Raw genomic sequence first — 14327 nt, 5'->3', positions numbered from 1 at the left:
TGGCATGGCTGTCCGGCAGGCAGTCTTCCTCGTTGGCGGCAAGGGGACCCGTCTCGGCGCCCTTACGGCCACCACGCCAAAGCCTTTGCTTCCGATCGCGCCGGACATGCTGGTGCTCGATCTGCTGATCGAGAATGCCGCACGTCACGGCTTCACCGACATCGTGCTTCTGGCCGGCCATCTCGGCGACCGGGTCGAGCTCCTCTACCATGGCCGGCGCATCAGGGGGGCGACGATCCGCGTGGTGCGCGAGCCGGAACCGGCCGGCACCGGCGGCGCGCTGCGCCACGCGGCCGAGCTGCTCGACCCATGGTTCCTGCTGGCCAACGGCGATTCCTGGTTCGACATCAATCTGTGCGCCTTCGCGGTCGCGCCGCCGCGCAACGGCCTTGCCCGCATCGCCCTGCGCCGAATCGACGACTGCGCGCGCTACGGCTCGGTCGAACTGCACGGAAAGCGCATCACCGCCTTCGTCGAAAAGAAGGCCACGGCAGCGGGACCCGGCCTCATCAACGGCGGCATCTACCTGCTCAATCGCGCGGTGCTGGACCATGTCCCCGGCCCCTGCTCCATCGAGCGCGACGTCTTTCCGGCCCTGGTCAGGCGCGGCGGTGTCGAGGGCCAGGTGTTCGACAACTATTTCCTCGACATCGGCCTGCCGGAAACGCTGGCGCAGGGACGCCGCGAGTTCCCCGCCCTTTTGGCGCGGCCCGCCGCCTTCCTCGACCGGGACGGCGTCCTCAACATCGACCGAGGCTACACCTACCGGCCCGAACAGCTCTACTGGACGGAGGATGCCCGCGAGGCGGTGCTCGCCCTCAACGAGGCCGGTTATCTGGTGTTCGTGGTCACCAACCAGGCAGGGGTCGCGCACGGCTTCTACCACGAGGCGGACGTGCACGCCTTCCATGCCCGCATGCAGGCGGAACTGGCCGACATCGGCGCCCATGTCGATGCCTTCTACCACTGTCCCTTCCATCCGGACGCGACGGTGCGTCGCTACCGGCATCCCTCGCATCCCGACCGCAAGCCCAATCCCGGCATGCTTCTGAAGGCGCGGCGCGAATGGCGCGTCAGCGACCGGGGCAGCTTCCTGATCGGCGACCGCGAAAGCGACATCGAAGCCGCGATCCGCGCCGGCATACCGGGCCTGCGCTACGAGGGCGGCAGCCTGCTGGCGACGGTGCGGCAGGCGCTCGCCGCCGTGCGCCCGGCCCCAAGCGTGCCGCCACCCGCGCCGATACTTCTCGACACTCCAGCCATGCAGGCAGGTTGACCATGCCCCATCTCACAGCCACTCGCCGGCAATTCGTCCTCGATCACGGATGGCAGGCCGATACCGCCATCTACCGCGCGGGCCAATGGATGCTCGACTGCGCCGTGCCGTTCTGGGCCGAGCGCGGCGTCGACTGGCAGCGCGGCGGCTATGTCGAGCAGATGGCCTTCGACGGCAGCGCCCGGCCCGTCGACTTCAAGCGCACGCGCGTCATCGGCCGCCAGATCTACGTCTTCAGCCACGCAGCGCTGCTGGGCCGCGACGACGTGCTCGACTGCGCCCGCTTTGGCTACGACTTCCTCACCCGCAACGCCTGGCTGGGGCCGGATGGCGGCTGGGCGCGGCTGCTCACCCCCGACGGCGAGGTCAAGGACCCGACACCGGACCTCTACGACCTCGCCTTCATCCTCTATGCCTTCGGCTGGTTCCAGCGCGCCACGGGCGACGAGACCGCCCATCAATGGGCGCTGCGCACCCTCGACTTCGTCGAGACCCACATGCGCCATCCCGGCGGTCAGGGCTATCTGGTGGAGAAACCGGCTTCCGGCGCGCGCCTCCAGAACCCGCACATGCATCTTCTGGAAGCCGCGCTGGTCAATCTGGAAGTCAGCGGCGACGAACGCTTCCGGCGCTTCGCCGACGGGATCGTGGAGCTTTTCACGACCCGCTTCTTCGACCCCCGGACCTCGACGCTGGGCGAACAGTTCGACGAGCGCTGGCACCGGCTGCGCAACCGGGACGGGCGCGCCATCGAGCCCGGCCACCAGTTCGAATGGGCGTGGATACTGGCGCGCTACCAGCGCCTCACCGGCCGCGACATGAGGCCCTTCGTCGAGGGGCTGACATGGTTTGCCGAGACCCATGGCGTGGAGCACGGCGAATGGCTGGCCCTGAACGCGGTTCGCGACGACGGCGTCGTCCTCGATGCCGGCTCGCGCGTGTGGCCCAACACCGAGCGCATCCAGGCGGCCGTGGCGATGTTCGAGCTGTTCGGCATGGACCCGCGCCCGGTCTTCGCCAGCAGCACGCGGGTGCTGTTCGACCACTTCCTGGACCGGCGGCTGGCCGGGACATGGATGGACCGCATCGACGCCGACCGGCGGCCGATGACAGACCACGTGCCCGCGTCCACCCTCTACCACCTGATGATCGCCTTTGCCGAGATGCTCAGGATCGCTCCGGAGGTGGACGATGCCTTTCCCGGATGAGGCGGCCGCGCTCCTGCCGGGCCTTTTTCTTCTCCATGATTTTCGAGGATGACGATGCACATATTGGTCACTGGCGGGGCCGGCTATATCGGTTCGGTTCTGGTCCCCACGCTTCTGGAGAAAGGCCACAAGGTCACGGTGCTCGACACTTTCGCGCGGGGCACCACCGAGCTTGCGCCCTGCTGCCGCCATGCCGGTTTCGAGCCGGTTCGCGGCGATGCCCGAGACGAGCGCATTCTGGACGAACTGGTGCCGAGGGTGGACGCGGTGATCCCGCTGGCCGCGCTGGTCGGCGCGCCGTTGTGCAACCAGGACCCGATCACCGCCAGGACCCTCAACCGCGACGCCGTGGTGGCGCTGACCCGGCGCGCCTCGCCGGCGCAGATGATCGTCTACCCCACCACCAATTCCGGCTACGGCATCGGCGAACAGGGCATCTTCTGCACGGAGGAGACGCCGCTCAAGCCGATCTCGCTCTACGGCATCACCAAGGTCGAGGCCGAGGCAGCCGTGCTGGATACGGCCCGGGGCGTGACGCTGCGGCTGGCGACGGTGTTCGGCATGTCGCCGCGCATGCGCATCGACCTTCTGGTCAACGACTTCACCTGGCGGGCCGTCACCGACCGCGCCGTGGTCATCTTCGAGGGCCATTTCAAGCGCAACTATATCCATGTGCGCGACGTGGTGAAGGGTTTCGAGCATGCCCTGGCCAATTTCGACGCCATGCGCGGCCAGCCCTATAATCTGGGGCTTTCCAGCGCCAACCTCTCCAAGCTCGAACTGTGCCAGCGCATCCAGGCGCATGTGCCGCAGTTCGTCTATCTCGAGGCACCGATCGGCGAGGACCCCGACAAGCGGGACTACATCGTCTCCAACGAGAAGCTGGAGCGTACCGGCTGGGCGCCGGACTGGGGCCTGGATGACGGCATCGGGGAACTCATTCGCGGCTACAGGATGATCCGCAACTCCCGCTACGCGAATGTGTAAGGCAATTTCCCGCACTTTTGCGTCGAAACAATAGCCAGCGGATACGCCTGAAAGCTGGACGCTCCACCAAAGAGGGTAGCTCGACCACCGAACGCCCGGTTTGCGCGGCAAAACGCCCTTGGAAATACTAACTGCGGCCCGACGACAATCGCCTGCCTGGCCGATCGCGGAAATCTTCAAGCTTGGGGGCATGCATCCATGATCATCGTCAGAAGTCCCTTGCGGGTATCCTTCTTCGGCGGCGGGACCGACCATCCGTCCTGGTTCAACCGGCCGGAGCCGGGGGCCGTGCTCTCCACCACCATCAACAAATACATCTACGTCCAACTCCGGCGCCTGCCGGCGGTGTTCGACTTCAACTACCGCGTGGCCTGGGGCATGCTGGAGGAAGTGCGCTGCATGAACGAGATCCGCCATCCGGTGGTGCGCGAGGTGCTGAAGCACTACGGCTCGGCCGACGACAGCGGCTATGAGGTGATCTACAATGCCGACCTGCCCTCGCAGACGGGCCTCGGCTCCTCCTCCGCCTTCACCGTTTCCCTGCTCCACGCCTATTTCGGCAATCTCGGCCGGCTGAGCCCGAAGCATGTTCTGGCCCGCGAGGCGATCTTCGTCGAACAGGAACTGCTGAAGGAAACCGTCGGCTGCCAGGACCAGATCGCGGCCGCCCATGGCGGACTCAACCGCATCGATTTCAACCCCGACGGCGACCACAGGATACGCCCGGTCAACATCACGCCGACACGGCGCGCCCAGCTGGAGGACTCGCTGATGATGTTCTTCACCGGCTTCACCCGCTCCGCCGACGCCATCGAGAAGAAGAAGGTCGCCCGCTTCGGCGACCGCACCCGCGAACTGCGCGCCATGTACGAGATGGTGGCCGAGGGCGAGCGCATCCTGACCGACCCGAACTGTTCCCTGACAGAATTCGGAAGGCTGCTGCACCACGCATGGATGGAGAAGCGCAAGCTCGACAGCTCCGTGTCCAATCCGGCGATCGACGGCTATTACGAAGCGGCGCGCAAGGCCGGCGCGCTGGGCGGCAAGCTGCTCGGCGCCGGCGGCGGCGGCTTCCTTCTGATGTTCGTGCCGCCGGCCGCACGCGCCTCGGTGCTTGCCGCGCTCGGCGCCCTCACCTTCGTCCCGTTCAGGATGGAGCACGACGGCACGTCGGTGGTGCTCTACAACCCCGACCTGACATCGAACTACCTGACTTCGTCCGCAAGGGTGTCATAGCCGTGAACCTTCATGTCGCAAGCATCGAGGCGGAAGCCGGGATCGCCGGCTTCGTCTGCCGCGCCACAGACAGCATGTGGACGGCCATCGAACGCGCGCTCGACAACGGATACGGGCTCGTCTTCGTCACCGGCAGCAGCGGCGAGGCGGTCGCGCGCCTGACCCTTCAGGAACTGCGCGAGGCCATTCGCGCCGGTGTGCATCTCGGCCACGCCACGCTCGGCGACATCGCCAGACCGGGCGATCTCAACGACCCGGCTTCTCCGGTGGCCCCGATACTGGACGCGCGCCGGCACATCGTGGGCATCGAGAAGCGGCAAGGCGCTGCCCTCCTGCCGGTGGCCGAGCCCGACCTTTCCCATGCGGAGCTGCGCAACCTGCTGGATGCGTTCCTTTCCACATGGATATCGTCCACGGGCGACTACATCACGCGGTTCGAATCGGGCTTTGCCGCCCGCACCGGCATGAGCCATGGCGTCGCCACCTCGAACGGCACGGTTTCGCTGCACCTTGCGCTCGCCGCGCTCGGCATCGGCCCCGGCGACGAGGTGATCGTGCCCGACCTGACCTTCGCCGCCTCGGCCAATGTGGTCATCCATCTCGGCGCCACCCCGGTCCTGGTCGATGTCGATCCGCAAACATGGTGCATCACACCCGAGGCGATCGAGCGCGCCGTCACGCCCCGCACGCGGGCGGTGATGCCGGTGCATGTGTTCGGCCGCCCGGCGCCGATGGCCGAAATCCGCGATCTGGCGCTGCGGCACGGACTGTACGTAGTAGAGGATTGCGCCGAGGCCCATGGCGCACAATATGACGGACAGCCGGTCGGCTCGTTCTCGGACGTCGCCAGCTTCTCCTTCTTCGCCAACAAGATCATCACCACCGGCGAGGGCGGCATCTGCGTCACCCGCAACCCCGACCTCGCCCTGCGCATGCGGATGCTGCGCGACCACGGCATGCGCCCGGAACGCCGCTACTGGCATGAGGAAGCCGGCTACAATTTCCGCATGACCAATCTGCAGGCATCGATCGGATGCGCCCAGCTCGAACGCATGGACGCCTTCCTGGACATGCGCCGCAAGGTGCACGAGGCCTATGAGGCGGCGCTGGGCGGCCTGCCGGGCGTCGATTTTCCCCCGCCGATGCCGCCCCGGCATGAGCCGGTGACATGGTTCTCCTGTGCGCTGGTGCCGGCGGAGGCGAGGCCGAAGCTCATCCAGGCCTGCAAGCAGGCGAACATCGACCTGCGGCCCTTCTTCCACGGCCTGTCCTCCATGCCGGCCTATCGGCACTATGCCAGGAAATGCCCGGCAAGCGCGCGGCTTTCGGCCTGCGGCGTCAATCTGCCGACCTCGCGAAAGGTGGATGGCGGGATGGTCGAGCGCATCGCCGGTATCTTCGCGGGCGTGCTTGAGGCCGGAGGGAGCTAACGAGGCGCAATGATCGCGCGGTTATGTGTGGCGCTGGCCGCCCTGCTCGGCGCAACGGCGGCATGGGGCGCCGACCTGATGTGGGGCGTGAACGGCCATACCTTCACCGCCTATCCCGGCATCTCGTTCGCGCGGCAGCTCGACTTTGTCCGCGACCTCGGCATGAAATCCTATCGCGTGAACATCTCCACCGCCGACGACATTCCCGAACTGGCGGCTCTGGTCGAACAGGCCAGGGCGCGTGACATCGACATCTTGCCGGTCATCACCCCGGACCTCGATCTCGACGCCGAGACCGCCGGCGATCTCTACGCCAAGTCCTACGCGATGGCGGTGGCCATGGTGTCGCGTTTCAAGGACGACATCCGCGTGTGGGAACTCGGCAACGAACTGGAGAACTACGCGATCCTGACGGCATGCGAAATGCGTGACGACGGCATCCAGTACGATTGCTCCTGGGGGCCGGCGGGCGGCGATGGGCCGGGCCATTATTTCACCCCGCGCTGGAAGCAGGTGAGCGCGGTGCTGCGCGGCCTTTCGGACGGCACCGCGTCGGTCGATCCGACCATCCGCAAGGCCATCGGAACCGCCGGCTGGGGGCATACCGGGGCTTTCGAGCGCATGATCGCCGACGGCATCGACTGGGACATCTCGGTGTGGCACCACTATGGGGCCGATCTCAAACAGCCGCTCGACTATCTCAAGACGCTCGGCAAGCCGATCTGGGTGACCGAGTTCAACCATTCGAGCGAGAAAGGCGAGCAGGCCCAGGCGGACGGATTGCTGGAAATGATGACGCTGCTGCGCGGCTACCGGCAGGACTATCCCATCGAGGCCGCCCACATCTATGAACTGCTCGACGAGCCCTATTGGGCGCCGAGCTTCGAGGCCGTCATGGGCCTGGTGCGGCTGCGGAAGACGGACAAGGGCGCGTGGACGCCGGACGGCGTCAAGCTGGCCTATGGCGTGGCCAAGGCCTTCATTGCCGCCGGCGGCAGCAGCGTGGCGGTCCCGCAATCTCCGGCACAGACCTCGCAGCCCGCCTCCGCAGATCCCGTCCCGCCCGCGGCGGGCTGCGATACGGGTTCCCTGAACACGGCCGTCGTCAACCATGCCAACCAGGTGGCCTATTTCTATTGCCTCGCCCTGAACCGCCTGCCGAACCCCACCGAGCAGTGGCGCCAGGCCCTGGCCATGAAGCAGGGCCGCACGGTGGCCGAGATGATGGCCTCGGTTCTGGAAACACCGGAATTCAGCAAGGTGAATGGGCGCGAGGAAGCGACGAATGCAGCCTATATTGCCGCCATCTACCGAAGGCTGCTTGGCCGCGAGCCGGACGGCAGGGGCCTGTCCGACTATCTTTCACGGCTGGACGGCAACCAGATGACCCGTGAGGAACTGGCCCTGGAAGCGGTCGGCTCACAGGAATTCCGTTCCCTCCATTCCTTCCTCTTCGCGCAGGTTCCGGTCCCCTGACGGCTGCATGGCCAGCAATGTGGCTACCGCCTCCAGAATCTCGCGGTCGAACCGCTCCTCGGAAAAGCGCTCGGCATTGAGGTGGCAGGCCAGCGGCGTCACGGTCGCCGCATTGGCCTCGAACTGCTCGACCGCCTCGATCAGGCTCGCCGTATTTTGGCGCGCGAACAGCACGCCCGTCGGCTTGCCGGACCGACCCAGCGGCCGGACGATATCGGCGGCCCCGCCACGGCCGAAGGCGATCAGCGGCGTGCCGCAGAACTGGGCCTCGGCCAGCGTGATGCCGAAATCCTCGCACCCGGCAAACACCATGGCGCGGGCCCGCGCGACGCGGGCGACATAGTCCTTGCGCGGCAGGTGGCCGGTGAAGGTGATGTTGGAAGCCGCCCGCGCGCGCAGATGCTTCGACTGCGCCTCATCCCCCACCACGACGAGGCGCCGGGACGGCATCTTGCCGAAGGCGTCGACCACCAGGTCCAGCCGCTTGTAGGGCGCATGGAAGGCGGCGGTGACGTAATAGTCCTCCTTGACCGGAACATAGTCGAGCTCCGCCGTGGCGACGGGCGGATGCACCACCATCGCCTCACGCCCGTAGATGCGCTTTATGCGGGAGCGGACATAGCTCGAATTGGCGAGCATCAGGTCCGGCCCGTGGGCGGTGCGCATGTCCCACATGCGCAGCTTGTGCAGCAGGTAGCGGAAGGCGAGCCCCTTCGGCCCATAGCCCATGCGACCCTGTTGCAGATAGGAAAACTGCTCGTCCCAAGCATAGCGGATGGGGCTGTGCACATAGCACAGATGCGGCTGGTCGGGCCGCGTCAGCACCCCGCGGGCGAAGGCGGCCGAGGACGAGATGACGGCATCGTAGCCGGTGACGTCGAACTGCTCGATCAGGATCGGGCAGAGGAAAAACAGGGCGCGGTGATATTTGCGCACCCAGGGCAGGCGGTTGGCCGCCGACGTGTGGAAGGTCACGTCGCGGAAATACTCTTCCTTCACCGCAGGCGGAAGGAAATCGAACAGGGTGAAGACCTCGGCGTTCGGGAATATGCTGCATATGCGGGCCAGCACCCGTTCGCCGCCGCGGAAATTCGGGCACCAGTCATGGACCACGGCGATACGGGCGTTGCGATCCACTTCCGGCACCGCGACCTCGCCAACGGCACGCCGGCTCCATTCTTCATCAAGGCGCGCGACGCTCGCCCAGTCGGTTTGGCGTGCCTGATGCATATCGGAAACCCACCCCAGTTGTGCGGTCGCCCTTTCTGTCGAAGGGCATGGGTCAAGTTTCGTATGGGCCGAGGCCGGCGGACAAGCTGATCTAATGGGGTGAAGGGGGCTAAGCGGCGGCCCGAACACACTCCAAAGGCGTAAGGCCGCTACGCCGATGGAGCTATATTTGCGCGAACCGACGCCTTATTTGCAGGCTGTTTCCTGCCCGCCCGGCACTTAGGATCATGATTGCCGTCCGTCACGGACGAACGGCATGGGGTCGCAACTGTGACGGGGGTTCGTTCATGTCGCTCAGCCTGGCGGTCATCATTCCCACATATGGGCGCAAGGAGGTGCTGGAGCGCCTGCTGAGATGGCTCGGGCACCAGACGCGTTTGCCGCACGAGGTCATCATCTCGGCTCCCGACGAGACGCATGTTCCCGACGTCGAGACGCGTTTCCCGGTGCGCAGGCTCTACGGCCCCCCCAGCCTCACGGCACAGCGCAACCGCGCGCTCGACTATGCCCTCGGCCGCTTCGACATCATCGCCTTTCTCGACGACGACCTGATCCCGGCGACCGATTATATGGAACGCGTCGCGCGGGCGCTGGAGGACAATCCCGACTGGGCCGTGGTCATGGGCGGCATCGTCCGCGACGGCGCGTCGACGAAAGGCATTTCGTGGGAAGAAGGCATCGCCATCATCCGCGAGGCGGAAGCCGGCGGCGAGGTCGACATGCGCGTGTTCGACATGGTCGGCGCCCAGGGCAACAACATGTCGATGCGCTCCTCCGTGATCGGCGACCTGCGCTTCGATGAGCGCCTGGTCCTCTATGGCTGGCAGGAGGACATCGACTTCACCTATCAACTGGGACGACGCGGGCGGGTGGTGTCCCTGCCGTCGATCCGCAGCGTCCATCTCGGCGTCAAGAGCGGCCGCGTCAGCGGGGTGCGCTTCGGCTATTCCCAGGTCGCCAACCCGGTCTATCTGTTCCGCAAGGGCACCATGCCGGGCGATTTCGCGTTCAAGCTCATGGCCCGAACGATCATCGCCAATATCGTCCGCAGCATCCGGCCGGAATTCTATGTCGACAGGCGCGGCCGCCTGCGCGGCAACCTTATCGCCCTCGGGCACCTGCTGCGAGGGCGCATCGAACCGGAATACATCCTCGAAATCTAATGCTGGAACACGATCATGTTCATCCACCGGCTCCTGTCATCCCGTAGCATCGAGCGCCGCGGGCCATCCCACGGCAAGAAATCGGCCGGCACCGGCACGGTGCTGACGATTTGCGCCGCCTCGGCCAGCCTGCTGCTTGCCCTGGGCCCGGCCCACAGCGACGACTATCGCCTTGGCGCGCAGGACAAGATCCGCATCAAGGTCTATGAGTGGCGCGCCTCGCGCGATGCGGTCTTCGAGTGGACGGCGCTCAACGACATGTTCGTCGTGAACTCGGCGGGCTCGCTTTCGCTGCCGCTGGCGGGCGAGATCGAGGCGGCCGGGCGCACTACCTCCGAACTGGCCGGCATCATAGGCGACGCCCTGGTGCACAATATGGGTCTCGGCCGCAGGCCCGACACCGCCGTGGAAGTGGTGCAATACCGGCCGTTCTACATTCTGGGTCAGGTCGCGCAGTCCGGCGAGTTCGCCTACCGGCCGGGCTTGACCGTGTTGCAGGCCGTGGGCATCGCCGGCGGGTTGCGGACACGCGAGGAACGCATGGACCGCTACGAGCGCGAGATCATCCAGGGCCAGGGCGAGGCGAAGTTGATCGGCCTGAGCAAGGTCAACCTGCTGGCACGCAAGGCACGCCTCGAAGCGGAGCTGGCGCAATCGGAAAGCATCGCCTTTCCCCCCGAGCTTACCGCCTACCGGGACAACAGCAACGTCGCCATCCTGATGCAGCAGGAGCAGGCCATCTTCCAGGCCCGCCGCGAAGGGCTCGAGACGCAGGTGCGCGCCTTGAACAATCTGCGCGATTTCCTGGAAAAGGAAGTCACGTCGCTCGGCGCGCAACTGACCTTCCTCGACAAGCAGATAGAGCTGGTGCAGAAGGAACTGGGCAGCGTCTCCGCACTGGTGAACAAGGGGCTTGCAGCCGCGCCGCGCGAACTGTCGCTGGAGCGCGCTCTGGCGCAGGTGCAGAGCGAGCGGCTTGCGGCCGAAACCGGCCTGCTGCGCAGCCGGCAGGAAATCAGCCGCACCGACATCCAGATCATCGAGTTGCAGGACACGCGCCGCAACGAGATCACCGCCGCATTGCGCGACACGCAGGCCGAACTCGATACGCTCGACCGCAAGGCGGAAACCACCGCGCGGCTGATCTACGAGTCGGAACTGGCGGCTCCCCGGTTGCTGGCACAGCGGGCCCGCATGGAGCAGGCGGAACCGCTCTATACGATCTACAGGCCGGGGGCCGATGGAACCGTCACGGAAATGACAGGCACGATGTCGAGCCCGGTGCTGCCGGGGGACACGGTCAAGGTCGAGATTCCGTTGCCGCCGGAGTATCTGAAGGAATTCGGCACGCCCGCAGCCGCCGCCGGCACACGCGCCAACCCCGCCAGCCTCGATATCGATCCCGCCGAACTCGCCGGCAACGCCAGCGAAGCGAAATAGGGACGCCGGGCTCAGGGACAGCGACCTGGGGCACGGGCTGGCGAGCCCGCCAGGCGGCCTATCTGGCGACGGGTAGCGGACCGGCGGTTCGCCCATAGACCTGATCCTGCGCATCGGCGTCATCCCAGATTCGCGCGCCACAGGCCATGACAACGGCCAGCGGCACGAAAAAGCCCATGCCGGGGTCGGCGAGCCCACCGACGATCGACAGCGCCAGCAGCGCGGCCAGCGCGCCCGCGCGGGCGCTCGACACGATCGCATCCAGCTCGGGCTCCATGACCCGGCGCGACCGGGCGGGCGTCCAGACCAGCGCCGCCAGCAAGGTGGCGATGAGGATCGAGCCGACCATGCCCAGTTGCGACAACACGGCAATCGCCCAGCTCGACGCCCGCGAACTGCCAAGGCCGATGCCCAGACCGCTGGTGTCGAAGAAGGCCTGCATGCTCTTGTAGTTCCAGTAGCTGCGTTCCTGGCCGGACGCCGATGACAGCTTGTTGGTGACGACATGGTCGATCAGGCGCAACATCGGGTCGAAGAACTTCGCATTGTAGAGGCTGACAGCCAGCACCACGAAGCCCAGCAGGACCATCAGCACCACCAGCAACAACTCCTGCAGGCTCAACCGGCCCGCAAGGAAGGATCGTGCCAGGGAAAACGCGACCGGGAGGCCGAGCAGGCAAAGGCCGACATAGGCGGTCGTCGAAGTGGACAAGAGGAGCAGGAGGAACAGCACGGCGGCGATCGCCGCCGCAAAGCGGGAGCCGGTCCTGCGCCAGTAAGTATAGCTGAAGGCCAATCCGGCCAGCGAGACGGAGCCAAAAGCCGAAGCTTCGGACTGGGCGCCGGCGATGCGCCAGAACCCTTCCTCCATGGTCAGCGTCAGCATGGCATAGTTGGCAGTGCGGATCGGCCCCAGCACGTCTCCCGCCCCGGCCATCTTGCCGGCAAGGTCGATGATGCCCATGGCGGTATGCAGCCCGAACCACAGGAAGAAGCCCCGCTTCACGTCGACCAGCGCCTCGCGGCGGCGCAAAAGCAGGCAAACGCCAAGGAACACCAGGATGCTCAGGGTGAAATAGGCTGTCTGGGTGATGTTGGCCGAAGTGGGCCCCAGCGCCGTTTCGTAGACACCGCGACTGGTGCGGGACGCGACGAAGACACTGGTCTGCCCGGCAAAGAATCTCGGGAACAGGACGGCCCCGATTATCGCGTAAGCCATCAGGACCACGACCACGGAAGCGACCCCGATGCGCCTGAAAATGGTCACCAGCTCGCGCCAGATGCCCTTGCGCGCCACGGCGGTCACCAGCAACAGCGCGGCGAAGACGGTGTAGATCTGCGGCGACGAACCGCCCACCGCGCTCAAGGTGCCGATCGCGGTGGTTCCGAAGGCCAGCGAGGCCATGAAGGCGACGATCATCGACCAGCCCATGAAGCGGACGAAGACCAGAATTCCGGCGCATACGAGCATGCCAGCTATGGATGGCTGCATCGTCTCAATCCCGGCGCGGCCGCAAGGCGCTGGCGAAGGTCGGTTCGTCTCGAACGCAAACCCACTTCACAGATTTGACAGACTCTGCTTTTTTCCCATGCGGGTGGATGACTGGAGAACGGCAGAAGGGTGGAGATCGTCGTGACCCTGGCACTCGTTGCGGTCGGCCTGATGGGCCTGTTCATCGGCGCCCGCTTTCTTGCACCCGCAATCCTCGCCGCCACGCTGCTGGTGGCGGTGGCTGCCATGGCGGGCGGCCTCATGTTGGGATTGCCGTTCAAGCTCATCCTGCTTCGAACCCTGTACCTCATTCTCGTGCTGCAAGGCGGCTACCTTGCCGGCCTCGGCCTTGCGGCATTGCGCCATCGCAGGAAGCGGCCGGGCCCGGCACAGGACGACGCTCCGCTCACCACGAACCGGCTCCTGAAACGCCCGGCCGGCCTCAGGAAGCCTGATCGAATTTCATGACCGCGCCGACCGTGCGGACGAGGATCAGCAGATCCGCGCCGATCGACCAGTTGCGTACATATTCGGCATCCAGCGAAACCCGGCCGGCATAATCGACCGAATCCCGGCCGGTGACCTGCCAGAGCCCGGTGAGGCCGGGCCTCGTCCGCAAATAGTCCCGCGCCACCGAGCCGTAACGCCGCAGTTCGTCCGCAACGATCGGCCGCGGGCCGACGCAGCTCATCTCGCCGCGCAGCACGTTGAAGAGCTGCGGCAGCTCATCGATGCTCGACTTGCGCAACATGTTGCCCAGAACCGTGAGGCGCGGATCGCGCTTCAGTTTGCGGGATTGCCGCCACTCCTCGGCGGCCTGCGGATTGCAGGCCAGATAGGCCTGGAGCCGCTGCTCCGCATCAACGGCCATGGTACGGAACTTGTAGCAGCGGAACGCGCTGCCGTTGAAGCCGATCCGGCGGTGGGAGAACAGCACCGGCCCGCCGCAGACGAGCTTGATGAGCAGGGCCACCGCGAGCATCAGCGGCATGGCCAGGACAAGCGCCGTCACCGCAATGCCGATATCCATCAGCCGCTTGGCGCGACCACCGAGCGGCCGGGAATGGGTGGTCGAGAAATCGCCGGCGCCGGCTGCCGCCGGCATTGAAAGAAAACCGTCCGCCCCGTCATCCGGGGGCGATGGCACGAACCCCAGATGCGGGAAGTGCCTGCGGTTCGTCAATGATCGTTCCCGCCCCAGAAGCGCGCCGCTTCTGGCATATGATCTCGTCCTGGTCGACATGCCAAAGACGCCCCTTGCCGCCACGTATGGTTGTCGCTTGTCAGATGCCAGAATGTCGAAGACACATGTGCAATCGCAAGTGGATCAATAGTGGTAACCGGTGGCACGCCCCGCCACGGGATTACGCCCAAAATGTTATTGTCCCC

General features: G+C 66.0%; 12 protein-coding genes. 9 read left to right on the top strand and 3 right to left on the bottom strand.

Annotated elements, in window-relative coordinates:
- Positions 1-4: 4 nt before the first annotated feature.
- From ACVCNR_RS12770 to ACVCNR_RS12745, 6 genes are all read left to right on the top strand, one after another.
- Positions 5-1276, top strand: a complete 1272-nt coding sequence (locus tag ACVCNR_RS12770; RefSeq protein WP_354195004.1) for an HAD-IIIA family hydrolase — start codon at positions 5-7, stop codon at positions 1274-1276.
- A 2-nt stretch (positions 1277-1278) separates the two neighbouring features.
- Positions 1279-2484, top strand: coding sequence for an AGE family epimerase/isomerase (locus tag ACVCNR_RS12765; protein ID WP_354195002.1), 1206 nt, complete (start codon positions 1279-1281; stop codon positions 2482-2484).
- A 54-nt stretch (positions 2485-2538) separates the two neighbouring features.
- Complete coding sequence (locus ACVCNR_RS12760) at positions 2539-3471, top strand: NAD-dependent epimerase/dehydratase family protein (RefSeq protein ID WP_354195000.1); 933 nt, start codon at positions 2539-2541, stop codon at positions 3469-3471.
- A gap of 198 nt (positions 3472-3669) precedes the next feature.
- Positions 3670-4707 (top strand): GHMP family kinase ATP-binding protein, encoded by a 1038-nt coding sequence (locus ACVCNR_RS12755; protein ID WP_354194998.1) that lies wholly within the window; start codon positions 3670-3672, stop codon positions 4705-4707.
- Positions 4708-4709: 2 nt separating this feature from the next.
- On the top strand, positions 4710-6137 hold the full coding sequence (locus ACVCNR_RS12750) for a DegT/DnrJ/EryC1/StrS family aminotransferase (protein ID WP_447075058.1): 1428 nt from the start codon (positions 4710-4712) through the stop codon (positions 6135-6137).
- Between the two features lie 9 nt (positions 6138-6146).
- On the top strand, positions 6147-7613 hold the full coding sequence (locus ACVCNR_RS12745; RefSeq protein WP_447075057.1) for a DUF4214 domain-containing protein: 1467 nt from the start codon (positions 6147-6149) through the stop codon (positions 7611-7613).
- Here the strand turns inward: ACVCNR_RS12745 and ACVCNR_RS12740 are convergent.
- Entirely contained in the window at positions 7557-8843 is a 1287-nt protein-coding gene (locus ACVCNR_RS12740) for a glycosyltransferase (RefSeq protein WP_354194992.1), read from the bottom strand. The two genes, ACVCNR_RS12745 and ACVCNR_RS12740, sit on opposite strands and share 57 nt — an antisense overlap.
- Positions 8844-9130: 287 nt before the next feature.
- Between ACVCNR_RS12740 and ACVCNR_RS12735 the strand changes: the two genes are divergently transcribed.
- On the top strand, positions 9131-10006 hold the full coding sequence (locus tag ACVCNR_RS12735) for a glycosyltransferase family 2 protein (protein WP_354194990.1): 876 nt from the start codon (positions 9131-9133) through the stop codon (positions 10004-10006).
- A 15-nt stretch (positions 10007-10021) separates the two neighbouring features.
- Complete coding sequence (locus ACVCNR_RS12730) at positions 10022-11446, top strand: polysaccharide biosynthesis/export family protein (protein WP_447075056.1); 1425 nt, start codon at positions 10022-10024, stop codon at positions 11444-11446.
- A gap of 58 nt (positions 11447-11504) precedes the next feature.
- Here the strand turns inward: ACVCNR_RS12730 and ACVCNR_RS12725 are convergent, their stop codons facing one another.
- Entirely contained in the window at positions 11505-12938 is a 1434-nt protein-coding gene (locus ACVCNR_RS12725; RefSeq protein WP_447075055.1) for a hypothetical protein, read from the bottom strand.
- A gap of 141 nt (positions 12939-13079) precedes the next feature.
- Between ACVCNR_RS12725 and ACVCNR_RS12720 the strand changes: the two genes are divergently transcribed.
- Positions 13080-13406, top strand: a complete 327-nt coding sequence (locus ACVCNR_RS12720) for a hypothetical protein (RefSeq protein ID WP_354194984.1) — start codon at positions 13080-13082, stop codon at positions 13404-13406.
- Here ACVCNR_RS12720 and ACVCNR_RS12715 read toward each other — a convergent pair.
- A complete protein-coding gene (locus ACVCNR_RS12715; RefSeq protein ID WP_354195187.1) occupies positions 13381-14043 on the bottom strand; it encodes a sugar transferase in 663 nt (220 codons plus the stop codon). The two genes, ACVCNR_RS12720 and ACVCNR_RS12715, sit on opposite strands and share 26 nt — an antisense overlap.
- Positions 14044-14327 lie beyond the last annotated feature (284 nt).

The sequence above is a fragment of the Aquamicrobium terrae genome, from assembly GCF_052978165.1.
This window is presented reverse-complemented; position numbering and strand designations above follow the sequence as displayed.